20 protein-coding genes are annotated in these 24,931 nt (G+C 41.4%); 16 read left to right on the top strand and 4 right to left on the bottom strand.

Annotated features, from left to right (window positions below; genetic code table 11):
- Window positions 1-19: 19 nt before the first annotated feature.
- Entirely contained in the window at window positions 20-241 is a 222-nt protein-coding gene (locus P3L56_RS12785; protein WP_198860734.1) for a hypothetical protein, read from the top strand.
- 292 nt (window positions 242-533) lie between these two features.
- Here the strand turns inward: P3L56_RS12785 and yfbR are convergent, their stop codons facing one another.
- Window positions 534-1,115 (bottom strand): 5'-deoxynucleotidase, encoded by a 582-nt coding sequence (gene yfbR / locus P3L56_RS12780; RefSeq protein ID WP_198860733.1) that lies wholly within the window; start codon window positions 1,113-1,115, stop codon window positions 534-536.
- Window positions 1,116-1,516: 401 nt separating this feature from the next.
- Window positions 1,517-2,731 (bottom strand): pyridoxal phosphate-dependent aminotransferase, encoded by a 1,215-nt coding sequence (locus tag P3L56_RS12775; RefSeq protein ID WP_042844448.1) that lies wholly within the window; start codon window positions 2,729-2,731, stop codon window positions 1,517-1,519.
- A gap of 807 nt (window positions 2,732-3,538) precedes the next feature.
- On the opposite strand from P3L56_RS12775, the gene P3L56_RS12770 reads away from it, so the two are divergent.
- The 14 genes from P3L56_RS12770 (at window position 3,539) to nuoN (ending at window position 20,553) form a co-directional block, all read left to right on the top strand.
- Window positions 3,539-4,462 carry a LysR family transcriptional regulator gene (locus P3L56_RS12770; protein ID WP_042844447.1) on the top strand — a complete coding sequence of 308 codons (924 nt, stop codon included), beginning with the start codon at window positions 3,539-3,541 and terminating at the stop codon, window positions 4,460-4,462.
- A gap of 1,110 nt (window positions 4,463-5,572) precedes the next feature.
- Complete coding sequence (locus P3L56_RS12765) at window positions 5,573-6,016, top strand: NADH-quinone oxidoreductase subunit A (protein ID WP_004259806.1); 444 nt, start codon at window positions 5,573-5,575, stop codon at window positions 6,014-6,016.
- An 18-nt stretch (window positions 6,017-6,034) separates the two neighbouring features.
- A complete protein-coding gene (locus tag P3L56_RS12760) occupies window positions 6,035-6,709 on the top strand; it encodes a NuoB/complex I 20 kDa subunit family protein (protein ID WP_004912254.1) in 675 nt (224 codons plus the stop codon).
- Window positions 6,710-6,783: 74 nt separating this feature from the next.
- Window positions 6,784-8,586, top strand: coding sequence for an NADH-quinone oxidoreductase subunit C/D (gene nuoC, locus P3L56_RS12755; RefSeq protein ID WP_370661202.1), 1,803 nt, complete (start codon window positions 6,784-6,786; stop codon window positions 8,584-8,586).
- Window positions 8,587-8,588: 2 nt separating this feature from the next.
- Window positions 8,589-9,128, top strand: a complete 540-nt coding sequence (nuoE, locus tag P3L56_RS12750) for an NADH-quinone oxidoreductase subunit NuoE (RefSeq protein WP_042844444.1) — start codon at window positions 8,589-8,591, stop codon at window positions 9,126-9,128.
- Window positions 9,125-10,483 carry an NADH-quinone oxidoreductase subunit NuoF gene (gene nuoF, locus P3L56_RS12745; protein ID WP_042844442.1) on the top strand — a complete coding sequence of 453 codons (1,359 nt, stop codon included), beginning with the start codon at window positions 9,125-9,127 and terminating at the stop codon, window positions 10,481-10,483. The genes nuoE and nuoF overlap by 4 nt, the downstream gene beginning before the upstream one ends.
- A gap of 98 nt (window positions 10,484-10,581) precedes the next feature.
- On the top strand, window positions 10,582-13,305 hold the full coding sequence (nuoG, locus tag P3L56_RS12740; protein ID WP_198860732.1) for an NADH-quinone oxidoreductase subunit NuoG: 2,724 nt from the start codon (window positions 10,582-10,584) through the stop codon (window positions 13,303-13,305).
- Window positions 13,305-14,282 (top strand): NADH-quinone oxidoreductase subunit NuoH, encoded by a 978-nt coding sequence (gene nuoH / locus P3L56_RS12735; RefSeq protein ID WP_129466358.1) that lies wholly within the window; start codon window positions 13,305-13,307, stop codon window positions 14,280-14,282. The genes nuoG and nuoH overlap by 1 nt, the downstream gene beginning before the upstream one ends.
- A 14-nt stretch (window positions 14,283-14,296) precedes the next feature.
- Window positions 14,297-14,839 carry an NADH-quinone oxidoreductase subunit NuoI gene (gene nuoI / locus P3L56_RS12730; RefSeq protein ID WP_042844439.1) on the top strand — a complete coding sequence of 181 codons (543 nt, stop codon included), beginning with the start codon at window positions 14,297-14,299 and terminating at the stop codon, window positions 14,837-14,839.
- A gap of 12 nt (window positions 14,840-14,851) precedes the next feature.
- On the top strand, window positions 14,852-15,394 hold the full coding sequence (nuoJ, locus tag P3L56_RS12725; protein WP_048607509.1) for an NADH-quinone oxidoreductase subunit J: 543 nt from the start codon (window positions 14,852-14,854) through the stop codon (window positions 15,392-15,394).
- A complete protein-coding gene (gene nuoK / locus P3L56_RS12720) occupies window positions 15,391-15,693 on the top strand; it encodes an NADH-quinone oxidoreductase subunit NuoK (protein WP_008910727.1) in 303 nt (100 codons plus the stop codon). Before nuoJ ends, nuoK begins: the two co-directional genes overlap by 4 nt.
- Window positions 15,690-17,546, top strand: a complete 1,857-nt coding sequence (gene nuoL, locus P3L56_RS12715) for an NADH-quinone oxidoreductase subunit L (protein ID WP_048607505.1) — start codon at window positions 15,690-15,692, stop codon at window positions 17,544-17,546. The genes nuoK and nuoL overlap by 4 nt, the downstream gene beginning before the upstream one ends.
- Window positions 17,547-17,565: 19 nt before the next feature.
- Window positions 17,566-19,086 carry an NADH-quinone oxidoreductase subunit M gene (nuoM, locus tag P3L56_RS12710; protein ID WP_042844434.1) on the top strand — a complete coding sequence of 507 codons (1,521 nt, stop codon included), beginning with the start codon at window positions 17,566-17,568 and terminating at the stop codon, window positions 19,084-19,086.
- Window positions 19,087-19,092: 6 nt separating this feature from the next.
- Entirely contained in the window at window positions 19,093-20,553 is a 1,461-nt protein-coding gene (nuoN, locus tag P3L56_RS12705) for an NADH-quinone oxidoreductase subunit NuoN (protein ID WP_042844432.1), read from the top strand.
- A 56-nt stretch (window positions 20,554-20,609) separates the two neighbouring features.
- Here nuoN and P3L56_RS12700 read toward each other — a convergent pair whose 3' ends face one another.
- Window positions 20,610-21,620, bottom strand: a complete 1,011-nt coding sequence (locus tag P3L56_RS12700; RefSeq protein ID WP_166685184.1) for an alpha-xenorhabdolysin family binary toxin subunit B — start codon at window positions 21,618-21,620, stop codon at window positions 20,610-20,612.
- A gap of 11 nt (window positions 21,621-21,631) precedes the next feature.
- Window positions 21,632-22,840 (bottom strand): alpha-xenorhabdolysin family binary toxin subunit A, encoded by a 1,209-nt coding sequence (locus P3L56_RS12695; RefSeq protein WP_042844430.1) that lies wholly within the window; start codon window positions 22,838-22,840, stop codon window positions 21,632-21,634.
- 655 nt (window positions 22,841-23,495) lie between these two features.
- On the opposite strand from P3L56_RS12695, the gene P3L56_RS12690 reads away from it, so the two are divergent.
- Window positions 23,496-24,830: an isochorismate synthase gene (locus P3L56_RS12690; RefSeq protein ID WP_210831863.1), complete on the top strand. Its 1,335-nt coding sequence runs from the start codon at window positions 23,496-23,498 to the stop codon at window positions 24,828-24,830.
- The last annotated feature ends 101 nt before the right edge of the window (window positions 24,831-24,931 follow it).

Here is a 24,931-nt window from a genome sequence, read left to right as displayed (position 1 = left end):
TCAATTATAGGTGAATAAAATGAGTCAAAATGAATCATGGGGAGATGATAAATTCAATTATGGTTATTGTGACTTTGAAAATTATTGGGGGGAGACATTGTCACATGTTGAACTAACTCACTTCGTTGCAGGTTATTTTGATGTGACTAAAAAACTTGCTACGTCAATAAAACTATATGATATTCCAGATAAATCTGAGCTAAAAAAATATTTATCATATTATTTGAACGAAATAAAATAGATTCATATGATTTTTGGTTAATAAAATTTGTGACGAAGAAAGGGGAAGTACATAAAACTAAAGAGCCTTTACGTTGTACTATCTCTATTGATGACTCTGAATATGTAATACTAGGTATTAATGGGGATAAAAAAATATTTTATATTGCATTTTCTACTATGATAGGTTGCAATAAAAAGCTAGTGAAGGTTGAATAACCTTTTTTATAGAATAAACTCAAATCTAATTTGCTATTATTAGATTGGTAAATCAACAGATATATAAGTAGATATAAAATACTACTACTTATATATTAATTGCTGATTTCATCTAAAGATAAAGTAAAGCTGGGTACGAAGGTTTTCATAAAATATTCCATCTCTGGGCTATTTCGCTCAGCTAACATTTTCTCTAGACGCCTTTTGGCTAATTTAAACTCACTATTCCCTGCGGACAGCTCTTCTAGACATTTTAAATAGGCACATAATGTATCTGCTTGTTTTACGATAAAATGCTCTTCTTCCGATTGTAAATCTTCAATAATTAATTCTTTAAAGTCGTCTTGTAATTCTTCAGGTAGCATGTCGATAAGCTTTTGTTGCGCAAATTTCTCTATTTTTTTATATTCATGGGCTATTTGTTGATTATGATACTTGATAGGAGTAGGGAGGTCACCGGTAATGACTTCACTGGCATCATGGTACATGGCAAGTAGTGCGATTTTCTCTGCGTTTATATTACCTGCAAACTTACGGTTTTTAATGATGGCAAGTGCGTGAGCGACCATAGCAACCTGTAAACTATGCTCAGAGACATTTTCAGTGCGTACATTGCGCATAAGTGGCCAGCGGTGGATCAGTTTCATTCTAGCGAGATGGGCAAAAAAGTAGCTCATAATTCCTCTTCATATTGTTTGTAGACCATAGAAATTATATCGAAAATAGAAGTAAAGTGATATGAGTTTATTGTTTTTTTAATTAGTTATTCCTAAAATATAAAATAAATAACATTCAATTATCAGTCGCAATCCGAATATCTATTTTGGAACTTTTTAATTAATATAGTAATTATATTGAATTATAATATTAAAAAAATATAATGGACTTTTAAATAAGAAATAAAGGGGCAATATGAAATACTTTCCATTTATATTATTGGGGTTTTTCCTTGTGGCAATCTATTTTATTTCTATTATTTGATAATCAAAATAATACAGTCAATAAAAGATGATGAAATGTAAAATTTAACAAGCCTCCAAATAGGAGGCTTTATTTTTGGAATAACTAAAATACCATATTACTGGCGATAACCTTCTAAGAAACGGCCAAATTTATTAATCGCCATTTCTAAATCATCTGCATAGGGTAGCGTGACAATTCTAAAATGATCAGGTTCAGGCCAGTTAAATGCAGTGCCTTGAACTAATAGCACTTTTTCTTGTAATAATAAGTCTAAGATCATTTTTTGGTCGTCATGAATATTAAAGCGTTTAATATCAATTTTTGGGAACATATACAGCGCCCCCTGAGGTTTAACACAAGAAACCCCTGGAATTTGGTTAATCAGTTCCCAAGCGCGTTCGCGCTGTTCATATAGGCGACCACCTGGCTGAATAAATTCGCTAATGCTTTGATAACCACCGAGAGCCGTTTGAATGGCATGTTGCATAGGGACGTTGGCGCATAAACGCATTGAGGCTAACATTTCTAACCCTTCAATATAGCCTTTAGCATGCTTTTTAGGACCATTTAGTACCATCCAACCTTGACGGAAACCAGCAACGCGGTAGGTTTTTGATAAACCATTAAACGTGATAGTTAATAAATCCGGTGCTAATGCTGCGATTGAATGGTGGACTGCACCATCATATAGAATTTTATCGTAAATCTCGTCCGCATAAATGATGAGATTATGTTGTCGAGCAATTTCGACGATTTCCATCAACAGGTCTTTGCTATATACAGCACCTGTTGGGTTATTGGGGTTGATAACAACGATACCACGGGTTCTTGGTGTAATTTTTTTGCGGATATCTTCGATATCTGGCATCCACCCTTGTTGTTCATCACACATATAATGAACGGCTTTCCCACCAGAGAGGGAGACGGCGGCGGTCCACAGAGGGTAGTCAGGCGCAGGGACAAGCATTTCATCCCCATTATTAAGTAACGCTTGCATTGCTTGCACAATGAGTTCTGATACCCCATTACCAATATAGACATCTTCAACGGTCATTTCATGAATACCGCGAGCTTGGTAATGTTGAACGATAGCTTTACGGGCAGAATAGAGCCCTTTTGAATCACAGTAACCTTGTGAACTAGGCAAATTGCGTAGAACATCAACGAGAATTTCATCAGGCGCTTCAAAGCCAAATGGTGCCGGGTTACCAATATTCAGTTTGAGAACTTTGTTCCCTTCTTCTTCTAAGCGCTTAGCTTCTTTTAACACAGGCCCGCGAATGTCATAGCATACATTATCGAGTTTATTAGATTTGGTTAGATTATTCATTGTTCTCTCATTACCCTAACGGGGTTACTTTGGTAGGGACCGGCATTATTACCTTACTGTACTCTTCTGTCAGAAGCTTTTGAAGATGCTAGGTAATCTTTGGTGTAAAAGGTTGATTTGAGCATAAATGTAATACTTGGGCTCTGAATATATTCATTAAGTTAGCCTTACAGTCTAATTGTATGTTTTAAGTTGGAGTTTAATTTCGATAATCTTTAGGGTTTTAGTATAGAAATGGTAAAAATGAGGAAATCCTAGCTCTTAAAAGAAAAATTGTATCGAAATGTAATATTGATAATGGAATCATGAATACTGTCATAATTTATACGCTATAACGGCCTTTTTTTGTAATTTTTAGTGGGGTTTTGTTAGTAATATTGATTGTTTCGGCTGGTTTTTTTTAACTTAAAGTGCTGCATTTTATTGTAATTTATTGATTTTTAATGATATTAAAAAATAGTGAAATGATTTTTATAATGTGCTTACATTAAAATAATTGTGATTACATTAAATATGTTACTATTTAGGTGTACTAAACGAAGGGATTTTAATTAGCTTTTAAGAAGTATATTCCTTTTTTTAAATACATTTTTGATTTTTTGGAAGTATTCTATTTATCTCAGCTATTTTGTCGCTAATAAGCGCTATATTTGTGTTAAATAGGTAAAATAAAGAAAAGTAGAAGAGAAGTTATTGCAGATCTATGGATTAGAAATGCACTCACTTAGTAGTCGCACAAAACTCGCTGATTCTCATGGAGGAGAGCAGAAACACCAGGTTACATAATATTATATAAGAGAATGAACGATGATAAATTCCAATCGTCCCATTATGAACTTAGATCTTGATTTGCTACGAACTTTCGTTGCTGTCGCTGATCTAAATACATTTGCAGCCGCAGCGGCTGCGGTGTGTAGAACGCAGTCTGCGGTAAGCCAGCAGATGCAACGTTTAGAGCAATTAGTCGGTCGTGAGCTTTTCGCTCGTCATGGGCGGAATAAACTGCTTACAGCACATGGATTGCAATTACTCGGTTACGCGAGGCAAATTCTTCGTGCAAATGATGATGCAACTGCATCATTGACTTATAACGATGCAGAAGGTGAACTTCGTATCGGAGCATCAGACGACACTGTTGATATTTTGCTGCCATTTTTACTTAACCGGATAGCATCAGTATACCCACGAGTTGCTGTTGAAGTTCGCATCAAGCGAGCGCAATTTATTGAGTCAATGTTAGATAATCACGAAGTGGATTTAGCATTAACGACAACAAGGATTAGTCATCATCCTAAGACGGCATTAAGGACAGTACCTGTGTTATGGCACAGTGCTCCTGATTTCCAATTGCGCCCTAATGAGCCAATACCGTTAGTTGTTATGGATGAAACTAACCCTTATCGTAAACTGTGTACTAATGCGTTAGATGAAGCAGGGTTGCCATGGCATGTAGCCTATGAGGCTGCTTCTTTACCAGCTGTTCGTGCTGCTGTGAATGCAGAGGTTGGGGTAACTGCTAGACCAATGGAAATGCAAAATGCGGATTTACGTATTTTAAATGAATCAGATGGGTTACCTCGTTTACCTGATATTCAGTATTGGTTGTATAAAAATGCAGATGAACAGAAAGATTTTGTTTTAACGGTGTTTAGTGCCATCGAAAACAAAAAAATACCTTATGTTGCATCGTCAGCGAGTGAATTGGCTGATAGCAATGATGGGGAGAATTAAGTTAATCGTTTCGTCTAATTTAGCTTAATCATAATATATAATTTATTTATTTGTTTCGACGGTACTTCCAACCTGCTTGGAAGTACCGTTTTTTATATCATTTTATTAACTTACAAGTGATTCACTTGTTTGTGATCAATGCGTTACTGCTTATAGACAGATATTATTTTAACGGCGCATCAGGTGGAAAGGGCACAACTTACACAATCAAATTACAACGCGATAAAAAGTGGCAAGATAATCCTATTTGTGACTTGTTGCTGCTGAGCACAAACAAAATAATGCTTACTGACTGAAACGATTATTTCACGTTACCGTGTTTAATGTTCAATATTGGGAAACGGTATCAAGTAATCCTATTGAGTCAGTGTTTAAATAGTCAAAATGCTTTTTATCGTTATCAAGTTCAAATTTATCATTTTATTTCCGATTTTAGCTTATAAAAAAGTCAATTAACCACTTAATAAGTATGGTTAAATATTGAAGAGCATGAAATAATTGTGATGTAGCTGGCATAACCTGAATTTCATTAGTTAGTTAATGATTTGTTATGTTATTAACAATTTTTTTTAGCAGAATTGGTAAAATAGCGCTGGTATGTCAGTTAGTTACTTAAATTAAACAATAAAAATGCGTTAAGGCTTCTTAAAGTTAAATTGAATGTGATGTAAACAAATTGAGTACTTTTTCAATAAAACTGTGCGTTAGATCAAATAAAAAGAGCAATTTTTCATCTGTTAAGACAGGTTTTTCCTGAGATAATGGTGTAGTAAAAACGAATAATCAGTTAAACTAGTTTGCGTCTTTACTTGTGTATCATTACACTGACACGTTTTAGCAGATTATGAGTACTTTTTGTTATTTTAGTGTTTTTAGTCTGTGAGGTTTTTGTAACAAATACGGGTTATTTTACCTAATTTGGGTAAAGTAAATTGTAATGAGAGAGGACAAACCAAACGCGGTCAACAGACTGATTTAAGTTTGGTGATCTTTTAGTTGGTGATCAATGTTTGGTCTTTCTTCTCGATTAACTGGGCAATTGTGGTGCAATACTGCCGTGTTGTAAAAAAGAGCAGTTTACGCACCATAAGTAATGAGTAAGCAACGAGTATGTCTACATCAATCCTAGCGTTAGCCCATAACTGGGCGTTTGCGATATTCCTTATCGGCACTATCGGTCTGTGTGCTTTCATGCTGGTCGCAGGTCACTTCTTGGGTAGCCGCGCCAAAGCCAGAACAAAACATGTCCCTTACGAATCAGGTATTGATTCGGTCGGTAGTGCACGTCTTCGTATGTCAGCTAAGTTTTACTTAGTCGCCATGTTCTTCGTTATCTTCGATGTTGAAGCCATGTTCCTATTTGCATGGTCAGTCGCCATCCGCGAAGCTGGCTGGGTAGGCTTTATCGAAGCCGCTATCTTTATTTTGGTATTGTTGGCGGGATTGTTTTATTTAGTTCGCGTTGGAGCATTGGATTGGACACCAGTCCGTTCTCGCGGAAAAGTAAAGCATCCTAGTGAAGTTATTAAAATCAGCAATCGTCATCCGCAGTAAAAAGCGAGGCATTATACAATGGATTATACGCTCACCCGCATAGATCCGAACGGTGAGAACGACCGTTACCCACTGCAAACTCAGGAGATCGTAACTGATCCACTGGAGCAGCAAGTTGAAAACAGTGTGTACATGGGGAAACTTTCTCATGCACTTCACGATGTTGTTAACTGGGGGCGCAAAAACTCTCTATGGCCCTATAACTTTGGCCTTTCATGTTGCTATGTAGAAATGGTGACTTCGTTCACGGCTGTTCATGACGTAGCCCGCTTTGGTGCGGAAGTACTACGTGCTTCTCCTCGCCAAGCCGACTTCATGGTCGTTGCAGGCACATGTTTCACTAAAATGGCGCCTGTTATTCAACGTCTGTATGACCAAATGCTTGAACCAAAATGGGTTATTTCCATGGGTTCATGTGCTAACTCTGGTGGTATGTATGACATTTATTCTGTTGTACAAGGCGTCGATAAATTTATCCCTGTAGATGTGTATATCCCAGGTTGCCCACCGCGCCCAGAAGCCTATATGCAGGCTCTGCTTCTGTTGCAAGAATCTATCGGTAAAGAGCGTCGTCCGCTGTCTTGGGTCGTTGGTGACCAAGGGGTTTACCGTGCCAACATGCAATCAGAAAGAGAAAGAAAGCACGGTGAACGTATTGCAGTGACGAACCTGCGTACACCAGACGAAATTTAAGGCTTAAAGCCATACAGCGTAACAGAGCAATGTTGTTGCGAAATAATAAACCTGATCAAGCGTTATGGTGAAGAATGATGACAGATCAGATAGCGCAAGCGAGTAGTACCCAGCCAGGATGGCAGACACAGGAACATTTAAATGACCCTGTGCTTCTGGAACTGCGCAATCAATTTGGGCCGGATGCCTTTTCTGTTCAAGCAACCCGCACTGGTATGCCAGTGGTTTGGGTTCGTCGTGAACAATTACTGGAAGTTGTAGATTTTCTAAAAAAACTACCAAAACCGTATGTCATGCTATTTGACTTACACGGGGTAGATGAACGCCAAAGAATCCACCGTCAAGGCCTGCCTGAAGCAGACTTTAGTGTTTTCTATCACATTATTTCTATTGACCGTAACCGCGATATTATGTTGAAAGTCGCTCTTAATGAGAAAGACCTCAACGTACCTTCTATGGTTTCGCTGTTCCCAAATGCAAATTGGCATGAACGTGAAGTGTGGGATATGTTTGGGATCACTTTCCAAGGTCACCCAAATTTACGTCGCTTACTGATGTCGCCAAGCTGGGAAGGTCACCCACTGCGTAAGGATTATCCTGCGCGTGCAACTGAGTTCGACCCCTTTGTTCTGACTAAACAGAAACAAGATCTGGAAATGGAAGCTTTAACTTTCAAACCAGAAGAGTGGGGCATGGCACGTGGAAATGAAAATGAAGATTTCATGTTCCTGAACTTAGGGCCAAACCACCCATCATCACACGGTGCATTCCGTATTGTACTGCAACTTGATGGTGAAGAAATTATCGACTGTGTGCCTGATATCGGTTACCACCACCGTGGTGCTGAGAAAATGGGCGAGCGCCAGTCATGGCACAGTTACATTCCTTACACTGACCGTATTGAGTACCTCGGTGGGTGTGTGAATGAAATGCCATACGTGTTAGCCGTTGAAAAATTGGCTGGCATTGAAGTGCCTGACCGCGTAAAGACCATTCGCGTCATGCTGTCTGAATTATTCCGTATTAATAGCCACTTGCTATACATCAGTACTTATATTCAAGACGTCGGCGCAATGACACCTGTATTCTTTGCGTTTACTGACCGTCAAAAAGTGTACAACGTGATTGAAGCTATCACTGGGTTCCGTATGCATCCAGCTTGGTTCCGTATTGGTGGTGTTGCACACGACTTACCGCGCGGTTGGGAAAAGTTGCTGCGTGAGTTACTTGATTGGCTGCCGAAACGTTTAGAGTCTTATGTCACGTCTGCACTGAAAAACTCCATCTTAAAAGGCCGTTCTATTGGTACAGCAATGTACAACAAAGAAGAGGCATTGGCATGGGGTGTGACAGGTGCGGGTTTACGTGCTACAGGCGTTGATTTTGACGTGCGTAAATGGCGTCCATATTCAGGTTATGAAAACTTTGAATTCGATATTCCTATCGCTCACAACGGTGACTGCTATGACCGTGTGATGATCAAAGTTGAAGAGATGCGCCAGAGTATCCGTATTCTTGAGCAATGCTACAAGAATATGCCAGAAGGCCCATTCAAAGCCGACCATCCATTGACGACGCCGCCACCAAAAGAGCGTACGTTACAGCACATTGAAACCCTGATTAACCACTTCTTGCAAGTGTCTTGGGGGCCAGTGATGCCTGCGAATGAATCATTCCAGATGGTTGAAGCCACGAAGGGGATCAACAGCTACTACCTGACCAGTGATGGCAGCACGATGAGCTACCGTACACGTATTCGTACGCCAAGCTATGCTCACTTGCAGCAAATCCCTGCGGTTATTCGCGGTAGTTTAGTTTCAGACTTAATCGTCTATCTGGGTAGTATCGATTTTGTAATGTCGGATGTGGATCGCTAACCATGCATAATGAACATGATAAACACAATCAACTCGATGTGGTGAATGTATTCGAACCTCAAGCTCATCATGGCTTTGTTTTAACTGACGAAGAGCGTGCAGAAATAGAAGGTGAGAAACATCACTATGAAGATGCGCGAGCAGCATCTATCGAGGCACTGAAAATTGTGCAAAAAAACCGTGGCTGGGTTGAGGACGGTGCGATCTATGCTATCGCTGACGTCTTAGGTATCCCCGCTAGTGATGTTGAAGGTGTGGCAACATTCTATAGCCAAATCTTCCGTCAACCTGTTGGACGCCACATTATTCGCTATTGCGACAGTGTTGTTTGCCATATTACTGGTTATCAGGGTTTAGAAGCTGAAATCATTAAACAGCTGAATATTCGCCCTGGCCAAACAACAGCCGATGGTCGCTTTACATTGCTGCCAACCTGTTGCTTGGGTAACTGTGATAAGGGTCCGACGATGATGATCGATGAAGATACTCACAGTTATGTGCAGCCTGAAAATATTCAAAAATTACTGGAGCAGTATCCATGACAAATTCTGTTAATCCAGTGATCCGTACTGCTGAAACTCATCCCCTAACATGGCGTTTGCGTGATGACAATCAGCCTGTTTGGTTAGATGAGTACCGCAGTAAAAACGGATACAAAGGTCTTGAGCGTGCGCTCAAAGGCATGGCACCGGATGAAGTTGTTAACCTTGTCAAAGACGCTGGCCTGAAAGGGCGTGGTGGTGCGGGGTTCTCAACAGGCCTGAAATGGAGCCTGATGCCAAAAGACGAAAACATGAAACTGCGTTATTTCTTATGTAATGCGGATGAAATGGAACCGGGCACCTACAAAGACCGCTTATTGATGGAGCAACTGCCTCATTTGTTAGTTGAAGGGATGATCACGGGAGCATATGCACTAAAAGCTTATCGTGGTTATATCTTCCTACGTGGTGAGTATGTTGAGGCAGCTCAACACTTGCGCCGTGCCATCGAAGAAGCGAAAGCTGCGGGCCTGTTAGGAAAAAATATCCTCGGTTCGGGGTTTGATTTCGAGCTATTTGTGCACACCGGTGCTGGGCGTTATATCTGCGGTGAAGAAACTGCACTGATTAACTCTTTAGAAGGTCGTCGTGCTAACCCGCGTTCTAAACCACCATTCCCTGCAACATCAGGTGCTTGGGGTAAACCAACTTGCGTAAATAACGTTGAAACTATCTGTAACGTGCCGGCTATTTTAGAGCATGGTGACCAGTGGTACATCGATTTAAGCGCAGGTAAGAGTAAAGACGCGGGCACTAAATTAATGGGCTTCTCTGGGCGTGTGAAAAATCCGGGTCTATGGGAATTACCATTTGGTACAACGGCACGTGAAGTATTAGAAGATTACGCAGGTGGTATGCGTGATGGTTTAAAACTTAAAGCATGGCAGCCGGGTGGGGCAGGGACAGACTTCCTGACCAATGACCACCTCGACTTACCAATGGATTTTGAAAATATTGCCAAAGCCGGTAGCCGTCTTGGTACTGCATTAGCAATGGCGGTTGATCATGAAATCAACATGGTTTCGTTAGTTCGTAACTTAGAAACCTTCTTTGCACGTGAATCCTGTGGTTGGTGTACGCCATGTCGTGATGGATTGCCGTGGAGCGTGAAAATTTTACAAGCACTGGAAAAAGGCGAAGGCCAACCGGGTGACATCGAAACATTAGAGCAACTTTGCCGTTTCTTAGGTCCGGGTAAAACATTCTGTGCTCACGCACCGGGAGCAGTCGAACCGCTGCAAAGTGCCATCAAATATTTCCGTGATGAATTTGAAGCGGGTATCTCGCAAAAAGATCTGCGTAACATCGTGCAGATTGCGGGTATCCAACCAAACCTGCTCAAGCAGCGTTGGTAATTATTTAGCGATTGAGCAACCGCTAAAGAGATTTTTCACGAAGAACGTATTTTTGATTAACGCCTGCTTTATGCGGGCCTTTGGGAAGCATGCTGACTATGGCTACAATATATGTAGACGGCAAAGAATATGACGTAAACGGGTCTGAAAACCTGTTACAAGCCTGTCTTTCTCTCGGGCTAGATATTCCTTATTTTTGCTGGCATCCGGCGCTGGGAAGCGTTGGCGCTTGCCGCCAGTGTGCGGTTAAGCAATATCAGAACGCGGATGATACTCGCGGTCGCCTAGTAATGTCTTGTATGACACCGGCAACGGAAGGTACCTACATCTCAATTGATGATGAAGAAGCCAAACAATTCCGTGAAAGTGTTGTGGAATGGCTGATGACCAACCACCCTCACGACTGCCCAGTCTGTGAGGAAGGCGGTAATTGCCACCTACAAGATATGACGGTGATGACCGGTCATAATATGCGTAAATATCGTTTTACGAAACGTACACACATCAACCAAGACTTAGGGCCGTTCATTAGTCATGAAATGAACCGCTGTATCGCTTGTTACCGCTGTGTGCGTTATTACAAAGATTACGCAGATGGCACGGACTTGGGGGTTTATGGGGCACATAACTATGTGTATTTCGGTCGTACAGAAGACGGTACGCTAGAAAGTGAATTCTCAGGTAACCTAGTTGAAGTCTGTCCGACAGGGGTCTTTACCGATAAAACGCACTCTGAGCGCTATAACCGTAAATGGGACATGCAATTTGCCCCGGGTATCTGCCAACAGTGCAGTATCGGTTGTAATACTAGCCCAGGTGAGCGCTATGGTGAAATCCGCCGCATTGAGAACCGTTATAATGGTTCAGTAAACCACTATTTCCTATGTGACCGCGGTCGTTTTGGTTATGGCTATGTCAACCGTAAAGACCGTCCACGTCAAGCTGTGCTAAATAAAAATGGTGTAAAACAGGTTATATCGGCTATTGAGGCAATGCAAAGCGGTGCGCAAATTATCAATCAAGCGAAGAAAGTGATTGGTATTGGTTCACCACGTGCAAGCATCGAAAGTAACTATGCGTTACGAGCACTTGTCGGTGCAGAAAACTTCTATTCAGGTGTTTCTTCGAGTGAGCAACGCCGTTTAGCGCTGATGCAAAATATCCTGCAAAATGGCGGTATCTATACGCCAACACTGCGTGAAGTGGAGGGTTACGATGCGGTGCTGGTACTGGGTGAAGATTTAACTCAGACAGGTGCGCGTATGGCGTTATCTGTACGTCAAGCGGTGAAAGGTAAAGCACGTGAAATGGCGGCAGCACAAAAAGTCGCTGACTGGCAAATCGCGGCAATCATGAACATTGGTCAACATGCGAAATACCCACTGTTTATCACCAATGTGGATGATACCCGCTTAGATGATGTCGCCGCATTTAATTACCGTGCTCCTGTGGCTGACCAAGCACGTTTTGGTTTTGCTATTGCCAACATGATTAATGGCGATGCACCAGCAGTGAATGACTTACCTGCAGACCTCAAAGCGAAAGTTGAAACCATCGCACAAGCGCTTTCAAGCGCGAAAAAACCACTGATTATCAGTGGTAGTCATAGTGCTAGTGAGGCGATGATCCAAGCCGCGGCTAACGTGGCATTTGCACTAAAAGCGAAAGGTGCGCAGGTGGGCTTATCTTACTTAGCCTCTCATGCAAACAGTTTTGGTTTAGCAATGATGGACGCACAGCCATTAGACAGCGCATTAGCTCGCATTGAAGCGAACGAAGCGGATGTGGCTATCGTTATCGAAAACGACCTGTACCGTCATAGCAATGTAGATGCGGTTAATAGCGCATTAGCGAAGCTGAAGCATTTGATTGTTGCTGACCATCAGCAAACCGACATCATGGATAAAGCAACATTAGTTCTGCCAGCAGCAAGCTTTGCTGAAGCAGACGGTACGTTGATTAACCAAGAAGGTCGGGCACAACGTTTCTTCCAAGTCTTCGACCCAACTTATTACGACAAAGCTATCGTGATGAACGAAAGCTGGCGCTGGATGCATTCATTGCAAACTGAAGCACAGGAACGTGATGCAGACTGGTCGCAACTTGACCATGTGATTGCTGATTGTGTTGCTACACTGCCACAATTTGCAGGCATTGTTGATTCTGCACCAAAAGCCTCTTTCCGTATCCGTGGTCAAAAACTGGCACGTGAACCTCATCGTTACAGTGGTCGAACAGCGATGCTGGCTAACCAATCTGTTCATGAGCCTCGTCAACCGCAAGATATTGATTCTCCATTTGCTTTCTCAATGGAAGGGAACAACAGCCCAACGGCACCACGTCAGCAAATTCCATTTGCTTGGGCGCCGGGTTGGAACTCACCACAAGCGTGGAATAAATTCCAAGCAGAAGTGGGGGGCCATTTGTTATTTGGTGACCCAGGTGTGCGTTTGTTCAATTCAACAGAAAGTAAATTGGCTTACTTCACTGATATTCCAGCAGCTTACCAAGCGACTGAAGCTCAGTGGTTGGTGGCGCCGTATTACCATCTGTTCGGCAGTGACGAAATGTCACAGCGTTCAGACGTGATCCAACAGCGTATGCCTGAGCCTTATATCATGCTGAATGCGCAAGATGCAGAGTCACTTGGTTTGACAGCAGGAACAAAAGCTGAATTTAGCCATGCAGGTCAAGCATTTAACTTAACTGTACGCCTCAGTAATCACCTATCGACTGGTCAAATTGGTTTACCATTAGGGATGCCGGGTATCGCACCTGTTCTGGCTGGCGTGTCAGTCAATAATCTGCGGAGGGGAGCATGATGGATTGGATTTCTCCTGAAGTAATGGAAGTCCTTATTTCCATACTTAAATCTGTCGTCATTTTATTGGTTGTTGTGACTTGTGGAGCCTACATGAGTCTGGGAGAGCGCCGTATTCTCGGTCTGTTCCAGAACCGTTACGGCCCTAACCGTGTTGGTCCGTTTGGGATGGGCCAGTTAATCGCGGATATGTTCAAAATGCTGTTTAAAGAAGACTGGGTCCCACAGTTCGCGGATAAGAAAATCTTTACGCTAGCGCCAGTTATCGCATTTTGCTCATTATTCCTTGCATTCGCCATCGTACCTGTTAGCCCAACTTGGCACGTGGCAGACCTGAATATTGGGATTTTATTCTTCCTGATGATGGCGGGTCTAGCGGTGTATGCGGTGTTATTCGCTGGTTGGTCAAGTAACAACAAATACTCTTTATTGGGGGCGATGCGTGCGTCAGCACAAACCGTGAGTTACGAAGTGTTCTTAGGCCTTTCTTTAATGGGCGTGGTTGCACAAGCAGGTTCATTCAACCTGATTGATATTGTTAACTCCCAAGAAGGCATGTGGAACATCATTCCTCAGTTCTTTGGCTTTGTAACTTTTGCGATTGCAGGTGTTGCGGTATGTCACCGTCACCCGTTTGACCAACCAGAAGCAGAGCAAGAGATTGCGGATGGTTATCACGTTGAATACTCAGGGATGAAGTTCGGTCTGTTCTTCGTTGGTGAGTATATCGGTATCGTAACGGTCTCTGCTCTGATTGTGACGCTGTTCTTTGGTGGCTGGCATGGACCATTCTTGCCGTCATTCTTGTGGTTTGCGATTAAAACTGCGTTCTTCATGATGATGTTTATCTTGATCCGCGCTTCTTTGCCGCGTCCTCGTTATGACCAAGTGATGTCTTTCGGTTGGAAAATTTGTCTGCCGTTGACACTGCTTAATCTGCTGGGTACCGCAGCAGTGATTTTATACAACGCTCAGTAAGGGGTGATTGAACCATGACATTAAAAGAGTTATTGGTCGGTTTCGCCACCCAAGTACGTAGTATTTGGATGGTCGGCCTACATGCGTTCGATAAACGCGAAACGCAAATGTACCCAGAAGAGCCGGTTTATCTACCACCCCGTTACCGTGGGCGTATCGTATTAACACGCGACCCTGACGGTGAAGAGCGTTGTGTAGCCTGTAACTTATGTGCGGTGGCTTGCCCTGTGGGTTGTATCTCACTGCAAAAAGCTGAACATGAAGACGGCCGTTGGTACCCCGAGTTTTTCCGCGTGAACTTTTCGCGCTGCATTTTCTGTGGCTTGTGTGAAGAGGCTTGCCCAACTACGGCAATCCAATTAACACCTGACTTTGAAATGGCCGATTGGAGACGTCAGGATCTGGTTTACGAAAAAGATGACCTACTCATTTCAGGTCCGGGTAAATATCCTGATTATAACTTTTACCGTAAATCGGGTATGGCGATTGCAGGTAAAGACAAAGGTGAAGCGGATAACGAAGCGAAACCGATTAACGTCAAAGACCTGTTGCCATAAGGAGCGATATTCATGGAATTTACATTTTATATCGCCGGCCTAGTTGCCATATTAGCAACTTTGAGGGTGATAACTAATACCAACCCGGTGCATGCACTGTTGTATCTGGTTGTTTCTCTGCTGGCTCTGTCGATGGTGTTTTTCTCTCTCGGTGCGTATTTTGCTGGGGCTTTGGAAATCATCGTTTATGCAGGAGCCATCATGGTCTTGTTCGTATTCGTCGTCATGATGCTTAACTTAGGTCGCTCAGTGCAAGAACAAGAGCGGGCTTGGTTAACACCAAAAAACTGGATTGGTCCCGCGGTGTTGTCTGCCGTATTACTGGCCATCTTAGTTTACGGTATTACCTCTTTGTCTTACGAAGATGGGATTAAAGGTACCGTGATTGGGGCGAAAGAAGTGGGTATAAGCCTATTCGGGCCTTATGTTCTAGCTGTTGAGTTGGCTTCATTGCTATTACTGGCTGGTTTAGTTGTCGCATTCCACGTTGGGCGTGACCGTAAAGAAAACGGCGCTGACCTTGTCAGTGTACGTAATGCGGAGGAGCAAAAATGATACCTCTTCAACATGGTCTGATTTTAGCAGCGATTTTATTTGTAATGGGACTGAGTTGTCTCGTTATTCGCCGCAATTTGCTTTTCATGCTGATCGGACTGGAAATCATGATTAACTCTACTGCTCTGGCATTTGTTGTTGCAGGGAGTTTTTGGGGGCAGCCAGACGGCCAAATTATGTATATTTTGGCGATTACATTGGCTGCAGCGGAGGCGAGTATTGGATTGGCGTTGTTACTGCAACTCCATCGTCATCGTCAGAACCTGAATATTGATAAAGTCAGTGAGATGCGCGGATGAACCTACTCTATTTAACTATTCTGTTGCCTCTACTTGGGTCGGTGTTACTTGCCTTCTCTCGTGGACGCTGGTCAGAAAACGTTTCTGCCATTATAGGTGCGGGGTCGGTCGGCTTAGCGGCGCTCGTAGCACTTTATGTTGGCAATGAATTTTTAGCTCAACCTGTTTTATCAAATGGTGGATATGAACCATATTCACAACAACTTTGGACTTGGATGTCGGTTGGTACTTTCAACATTCCATTTACCTTAGTTCTTGATGGTCTGTCTCTTACCATGCTGGGTGTGGTAACGGGGGTGGGCTTCCTTATTCATGTGTATGCCTCTTGGTATATGCGTGGCGAGGAGGGTTACTCACGTTTCTTTGCCTACACTAACCTGTTTATCGCGAGTATGGTGGTTTTAGTTCTCGCCGATAACATGATGCTGATGTATCTCGGTTGGGAAGGGGTAGGGCTGTGCAGTTATCTGCTGATTGGTTTTTACTATACCAATCCAGACAACGGTAAAGCTGCGATGAAAGCCTTCTTCGTGACCCGTATTGGTGATGTGTTCCTTGCCATCGGTATGTTTATTCTGTGGAATGAACTGGGCACGCTGAATTTCAGCGAAATGGCAGTATTAGCACCTCAGAAATTTGCTGAAGGTTCGAGTGCTATCAACTGGGCTACCTTAATGTTATTAGGTGGTGCAGTCGGTAAATCAGCACAGTTACCATTGCAAACATGGTTGGCTGATGCGATGGCAGGCCCAACGCCTGTTTCTGCATTGATCCACGCCGCAACCATGGTGACCGCGGGTGTTTACTTAATTGCACGTACACATGTTCTGTTCCTGTTAGCACCTGAGGTTTTACATTTAGTGGGTGTCGTTGGTGCGGTCACATTAGTACTAGCTGGTTTTGCCGCATTGGTACAAACGGATATCAAACGTGTTCTTGCTTACTCAACCATGAGCCAGATCGGTTATATGTTCTTGGCTCTGGGAGTACAAGCTTGGGATGCGGCGATTTTCCACCTGATGACACACGCTTTCTTTAAAGCGCTATTGTTCCTCTCAGCAGGTTCGGTGATCCTCGCATGTCACCACGAACAAAACATCTTCAAAATGGGTGGGCTACGTAAGCAAATCCCATTCATTTATGCTGTGATGTTAATCGGCGGAAGCGCACTGGCTGCATTGCCATTGTTTACCGCAGGTTTCTACAGTAAAGATGCAATTTTGTGGGGTGCGCAGCTTGATGGGCAAACGGTGTTGTTATGGGCAGGTATCCTTGGTGCATTAATGACTGCAATTTATACCTTCCGTATGATTTTCATCGTGTTCCACGGTGAAGCAAAAATCAAAGCGCACAAGGTTAAAGGCATCACTCATACATTGCCACTTGGCATTCTGGCTATCCTTGCAACGTTTGTTGGTGCATTAATTCACCAACCATTAGAAGGAGTATTCCCTGCTGAAGCCGTAGGAAGTGAAGACGGTAAAGTCTTACTTGAAGCGATTTCTGGCGGGTTTGCAATCGCGGGTCTGTTGATTGCTATATTCCTCTATCTATTCAGACGTTCCATTGTTGATGCTATCGCGAAAACAGCAGTTGGCCGCTTTTTCAGTGCATGGTGGTACCAAGCATGGGGATTCGACTGGCTGTATGACGTAGTCTTTGTGAAACCTTTTAAAGGTATTGCATGGCTATTGGAGAGCGATCCGATTAACTCACTGATGAATATCCCTGCACGCTTATCAAGTTTAGCGAATAAAGGGCTTGCGGTGAGTCAAAACGGCCAGATCCGTTGGTATGTTGCCTCATTGGGGCTGGGTGCAGTGCTGATTCTTGCTCTGCTGCTTTTGGTTTAATTAAGGGACACATTGCGCCATGCTATTACCTTGGCTAATACTTATTCCCTTTATCGGAGGCCTGCTAAGTTGGCAGGCTGACCGGTTCAGTCACCGCGCTCCACGCTGGATTGCGCTGGCGACAATGGGATTAACACTTATTCTTTCCGTGCAATTGTGGTTACAAGGGAACTATTCTCTGGTTAATCCACAAGGCGTTCCACAATGGCAGTCTATTTTCTTTATGCCGTGGATCCCAGCACTGGGAATCAACATTCACTTAGCGATTGATGGTTTGTCACTATTAATGGTCGTATTGACGGCTATTATGGGCGCGTTTTCGATTCTGAGCTCATGGAGTGAAAACCAAAAGAACCAAGGTGCATATCACTTTAACCTGCTGTGGATTATCACAGGGGTGATGGGGATTTTCACTGCGGTTGACTTGTTCTTATTCTTCTTCTTCTGGGAGATGATGCTGATCCCGATGTATTTCCTAATTGCCAATTGGGGGCACAAAGGGTCAGAGAGTAGAAAACATATCAACGCAGCTACCAAGTTCTTTATTTATACGCAGGCGAGTGGTTTGATTATGTTAGTGTCCATCATTGGATTGGCACTGGCACACTTCAACTCAACAGGCACATTAACATTCAATTACGACCAACTGTTAGGCACACAAATGTCTAGTAGCGTCGCATTTATGTTGATGTTAGGTTTCTTTATTGCTTTTGCCGTTAAAATGCCATTAGTGCCATTCCACGGTTGGATGGCGGATACGCAAGAACAATCCCCAACCGCAGGTTCGGTGGACATTTCTGGTATTATGCTAAAAACCGCGGCTTATGGTTTGTTACGTTTTACTTTACCACTGTTCCCAGAAGCTTCTATCCAGTTCACGCCAGTTGCGATGACACTGGGTGTGATCAGTATCTTCTACGGTGCATGGTTAGCGTTCAAACAAACCGACATTAAACGTCTGGCGGCATACAGTAGCTTATCCCATATGGGGTTTGTGACAGTAGCGATTTATGCAAGTTCAGTGTTAGCGTACCAAGGTGCTGTGATCCAAATGATCACCAACGGCCTGTCAGGTGCAGCGCTGATTATCATCAGTGGTCAACTGTATGAGCGTACACAAACGCGTGATATGCGCATGATGGGTGGGTTGTGGAAACGCATTAAATGGTTACCAGGAATGTCCCTGTTCTTTGCCGCGGCAACGTTAGGCATGCCAGGTACAGGTAACTTCATTGGTGAGTTCATGATCCTGTTCGGTAGCTTCAGCCAATTCACATTAGTGACCTGCATTATGGTATTTGGTGTGGTGTTTGCTTCTATCTACTCGTTGTGGATGATGCAACAAACTTACTATGGCACACCAAAATCAGAAAAAGAAATGAAAGGGTTAACTGCGCGTGAATTCGGTGTGCTGCTGGCTCTAGCTGCTTTACTGGTTATTATCGGTTTCTATCCACAACCAATTTTAGATACTTCAATTGGTTCAATGGAAACATTGCATAACCTGTATTCTGCTTCACTTACAACATTAGGGCTGTAATTCGCCATGACAATAACTCCTCAAGAACTGATCGCAATATTACCACTGATGATCGTCGGGTTGACGGCAGTGGTTGTGATGCTGTCCATTGCGTGGCGACGCGATCACCTGACCAGCGCCGCGCTGACAGTATCTGGTTTTATTATTGCGTTGCTTTCACTGATTTGGGTGGCTGATGGCTACCTGATGGATGTGACTTCGCTTATCCGTGTTGATAACTTTGCACTATTCTACAGTGCATTAGTCTTAGTTGCAGGTATCGGTACTAGTATCTTTGCTTACCATTGGCTAGAAGGCTTTGGTGACAATAGAGATGAGTTTCACCTTTTAGTCGCTATTGCTGTGGCGGGTGGTGTGCTGTTATCTATGTCAAACCATATGGCGTCAATGTTTATCGGTATTGAACTGATTTCATTACCATTGTTTGGCTTAGTTGCTTATACCTTCGAACGTCGACGCACCTTAGAAGCAGGGATTAAATACATGCTGTTATCCGCAGCAGCGTCTTCATTCCTGTTATTTGGTATTGCATTACTGTATGCAGAGTCAGGCAGTTTAAGCTTTGCAGCGGTCGGTCAAAGCTTATCTGACAGCCAAATCCATGCGCCATTAATTATGATTGGTTTTGGGATGCTGATTGTGGGCTTCGGTTTTAAATTATCGTTATTCCCATTCCAGTTATGGACACCAGATGTTTACCAAGGTGCTCCTGCGCCAGTATCGGCATTTTTGGCAACAGGCAGTAAGATTGCTATCTTTGCCGTGCTAGTGCGTATTTTTATGGAAGCGCCAGTGACCAATAGCGACACTTTATCGATTGTTATCTCTGTCATTGCCATTGCCTCTATTTTATTTGGTAACTTGTTGGCAATTAGCCAAAAAAGTGCAAAACGCTTACTAGGTTACTCATCTATCTCTCATATGGGGTATTTGTTGGTAGCACTTGTTGCTTTACGTACCGTACCGGAATACGCCCAAACAACCATCGCTATTTACCTTGTAGGTTATCTATTTGCAAGTTTGGGGGCCTTTGGGGTAATCAGTATCGTTTCCAGCCCTTACCGTGGTGATGACCAAGATGACTTCAGTGCGTTCCGTGGCCTATTCTGGCACAAACCTGTGTTAGCAACGGTCATGACTATTATGATGCTATCACTGGCAGGTATTCCAATCACATTAGGGTTTATTGGTAAATTTTATGTGATTGCATCCGCAGTGAAAGCTGAATTATGGTGGTTAACTGGAGCTGTGGTGGTGGGTAGTGCAATAGGTTTGTATTACTACCTACGCTTTATGGCAAGCCTATATAGCCGTGATGCAGAACACGCAGAACGTTATACAGGCCCTGAAAAAGCGACATTGGGTACTGTGGTTGCCGTTATTTGTGCCATTGCAGTTATTGCATTTGGGGTTTGGCCACAACCACTTATCGATATCACATCAACAGCCCTTGCTGTGATTAACTGACGGTTAAACACATCATGTTGATGAAAACCGGTTACCTCAACAGTAACCGGTTTTTTTTAATCAGGAAGTTGCAATTGGTATTGATATTCCACCTCATTTAAATAGGTCATAAATATCTTACTTGCGACATGAATATGCGGCACATTCAGCGTTTGTTCAGATACATGTTCATTAATAAAGTCGCACCAAGACTCTAAATAGTTCTTCAGCAGGTTAGCTTGAGTAATGACTGACTGTACATTTAGAACGATAGTGGAGATTTCTTCTGATAGACTGATGAGCTTAGACACCCTGAAAATATTCGTATCAATCGCATTCATTTCCCCTTTCAATTCGATTATTAGGTCACTTAAATAGAGCCTAACATCAACAAGTTGCAGAAATTCTAAACCGTCATCAACCACAGCTAAGAGGTTTTTAATATAGCGTAGAGCCATCTTTAAAATCTGTTTTTTGTTTTTCGGTATGTCAATAGAATCTATCGATTCTTGATTTAAAAAGTATTTTTCAAAGAAATCGGTAATTTTTGTTTTTAAAATAATATCTTCAGCGGCTTTAATAATAGAGTGTTGTTGATTAACCTCATTAATTTTCATTTGAATATTTTTTTTGGCGGAGATTAACAACCCTTTTTGGTTATTATATTCTTGAAGTTTATTCTTATTTGGCTTATCAATATTAAATGTTTGCAATGAATCGGTGGTGAATCGTATTTTATAAATGAATTTTTCTAATTCTAATTTTAGTTCAATGAGGTCTTCTATAAAACCAACCGTTAATATCTTATTCTTTAAATTCTCAATGTTATCAGGGTGATGGTTGTCATTATTGTTTTCGTTTAAATCATTAAATATTATATAATCTAATTTTATTTTTATAATTGGGATTGAATTTCTAATGAGTTGATTAAGACTTTCTGTTTTAATGGCGATTTTGTTTATTTTATCATAAATAACATAGTCATAATTTTTAATGTTCTTATTAAAATCAATGATGCTATTTGATATACATCTTAATTGGTATACATCAATGGAGGGCAATACAGGGATTTCGTTGTTATCATGCATATTCGTACCTTTTATTTAGAAGTGTTGTCATTTATTTGTAATTCATCAAATAATGTAATTAAATGAACTGAGTATTCTTGTATTTTATTCCAAGAGCTGATAACACGTTTAAATTGCGAGATAAACCTGATTAGTTTGTCTGCGTTATTAATTCTTTGAAAAACTTCAATTGATTGAGTAACTTCAGTTAAAATAACCAACCACATATAGTCTAAGTGGTCGATGGCTAGCCTCGCATCCTTGATAAACCCTTCAATTTTATGTAGGTTAATTTGCATATCAAACATCGTTTTTTGGATGAGTTTTTCTTGGTTAATTTTAGTGTTGATTTCTTCTATTTCTTTTAGGATGTTATTCCTTTTTATTCTTATGACTTCTGCTTTTGAACCAAAAATGCTGCTTGTAATAATAAGACCTATCACCCCACCAGCAAGCCCTGTAAAACAGAGTTTCACAAAATGGTTATATTCCTGATCAAGTTGCTGAACCTCATTTTTTTTAATTTCAATCATTTCTTTTAAGAAAGGTTCTGAGCTTTCATTATTACTTGGGTCAAGTTGCTGATAGAGACCTTTAATATTGAACAGTAATGATTCAACATGCTCGAAATTAGAAAGGTACCCCCCTGTAATATATGCCCTAAAATCAGATACGATATTTTTTATTTTTATCGTTTTAATTGACTGGTTTTTTATATCACTTTTAATTAAATTTAAAATGCTTACAAGCTCAGTCGCAATTTGTTGGTCATCGCTTTGATAAATGATTTCATCAAGTTTATTTTCTGCTAGGTCATCCAAATTATCAGACACTCTTTGTAAAATTGGCATGTGATTAATATACTCAATGACCTCATTACCAGTCTGAATGATATTTCGGCTAGTGAGTGAAAGATTAACAGATTGTTCTTTAACATGTTGTTCAACATTATCCCATGAATTAGCATGGTCGCGAATATTTATAATTGCCGTGGCTATATCATTAGAGTTAATAGGTAATACGGTTGAATCGGTAATGCCAAACCATTTTAAAATATCAGGTTTTTTCAATGGTAAAGAAAGGGCAAATTGTACATGCTGATGGATGTTGAGTAAATCTTCTAAAGTAAAAATGCCTGCAGACCGAGTGGAAAGTGAATCTTGATTTGTTAATAATGCTAATGTTGCATTACCTATATTTTCTTTTTCGATAATTCGGTCGTAATTTTCATGTGTATTCATTATTAATTCCAATTTAATTAAGTTAAAGGAGAAAGTTGAATTTAGTATTAATAACTATAATTATGATTGTAATACCGGTTTATGATGGTCAAGTGATGAAGATTTTATAACCATTAACCTACAAGAAACTGGAAAAAAGGTTGATAATAAAAAATGAAAATCAGAGACAAAAAATAATTTATAGCTATAAACAATAATATTCTGTTAAACAAACTCCCATTAAATGGGAAAGAGAGGGTTGTTACCTAATACAAGGCAATATTCATTCAAAGGGGAATTCCTGATGGAATTGTTAATTTAATCCTGAAGGTAAATTTTGGGGTACAAGATGTTTCAAAATGAAATAGACAAAGGGGGAAAGTGCCAATGGTTTAACCATAGTCAGCAAAAGATAAAATGACTATTATCAATAGATTAAATTAATATGTAATCACCTAATATATATAATAAACTATACTCATAAACTGAGAGATTTAGCGGTCAACAAGTAACAACATGAATGTCTTAAATTCAACCCTTTTATACTGTCTGTGTGATCGCTGGTGGCTATTTGGTGACATGGTGCTTACTGTGGGTCATCAATGTATTAAAAAATTACATTGCGCTATATAATAATTCAAAGTGAATCTGTGTGATGTAGCTGTAGGGATCGAAAGTGACATATAAAAAAATTGATAAAGTGATAACGGAAATTTTGGATCATTTGTCTACATTGACACTCAAAACGAAAGAGCATACTCGTCTTACTTGGCAACTGGATGGGCAACTTACTTTTCCAGGGCTTCCATGGTTATCTGAGCAAAACTGTTATCCGCAGTTCTATTGGTATCAAAGAACTGGCGCACAGGAGTGCAGCGCGATTGGAATGGTGAAATCATTTCATTCGATTGATGATGCACAAGCTTTTTTATCGCAACACCCTGAAAACCCGGATATGCGTTTGTGGGGGCTAAATGGTTGGAATGCAGTCGGGGAAGGTATTCCCGAAACCTTAAAGCAACAGGCCACGTTTTGTTTTTTGCCTCGTCTTGAGATCCATCGATTTCGTTCAACCGTTCATATAAGCGTCAATATAGATGGGGAAGAAGACCGACTGAATGCACTCAGTTTTGTACAACAATTAACGTTAACGGCTAAAACGACATTAGCTCTTACAGCAGATATTATTGCGCAGGAACATATTCCTATGCGTGATGAATGGTGCCGTTTATTAAATTGTGCAATTGAGGATATGAAAGCAGGGAAAATGGAAAAAGTGGTGATGGCACGAGAGACTAAATTAACCCTGTCTGAACCGATTGCAGTCGCTGAGCTTTTATCAAAAAGCCAGCAGGTTAATCATCATTGCTACCATTTTATGATGGCTTTTAATCAGCATTCAGGGTTTATTTCTTCTACGCCTGAACGTTTATACTTACGCCAAGGTGAGCAGCTTAATTCTGAAGCCTTAGCGGGAACGGTGGCAAATGACCCTGATGATGTCATTGCTGCTGAATATGCAAAATGGCTAATGGAAGACAAAAAAAATCAACATGAAAACCTCGTTGTAGTTGATGATATTTGCCAGCAGTTACAAGGTGCAGTGACAGGGGTCGACGTTTCTAGTGCGAAAGTCATTCGTTTAAGAAAAATTCAGCATCTTTACCGTTCGATAGTTGCAACTCTCGTCACGCCTTCTGATAGTGACTGTTTACAACGTTTACAGCCAACCGCTGCTGTTTGTGGGCTACCAAGAAATGTTGCGCGGCAATTTTTGGCTAAAAATGAACCTTTTTCACGTGGTTGGTATGCGGGAACAGGTGGGTTTATTAGCCTCAATAAAAGTGAGTTTGCGGTGTCTTTACGTTGCGCACAAATTGAAGGTGAGCATGTTTCTCTGTATTCAGGAGCCGGTATTGTGAGTGGTTCAGACCCTGAGCAAGAATGGATAGAAATAGAGAATAAAGCGGCTGGGTTAAAATCTTTATTTGGAAATAGCGAAAAACCATAAAGTAAAAGTGGTTATTTTCTTTTTATTTTCAATTAGTTTATCAAAAATTGTCCTGAGATCAAGAAATTTTTCTTAGTCAGTTTAAACTGATTGATAATTAA

Source organism: Providencia sp. PROV024, from assembly GCF_032709665.1.
Lineage (GTDB): Bacteria > Pseudomonadota > Gammaproteobacteria > Enterobacterales > Enterobacteriaceae > Providencia > Providencia huashanensis.
The sequence above is the reverse complement of the archived record's forward strand: the minus strand, read 5'-3'. Positions and strand labels throughout refer to the sequence as shown.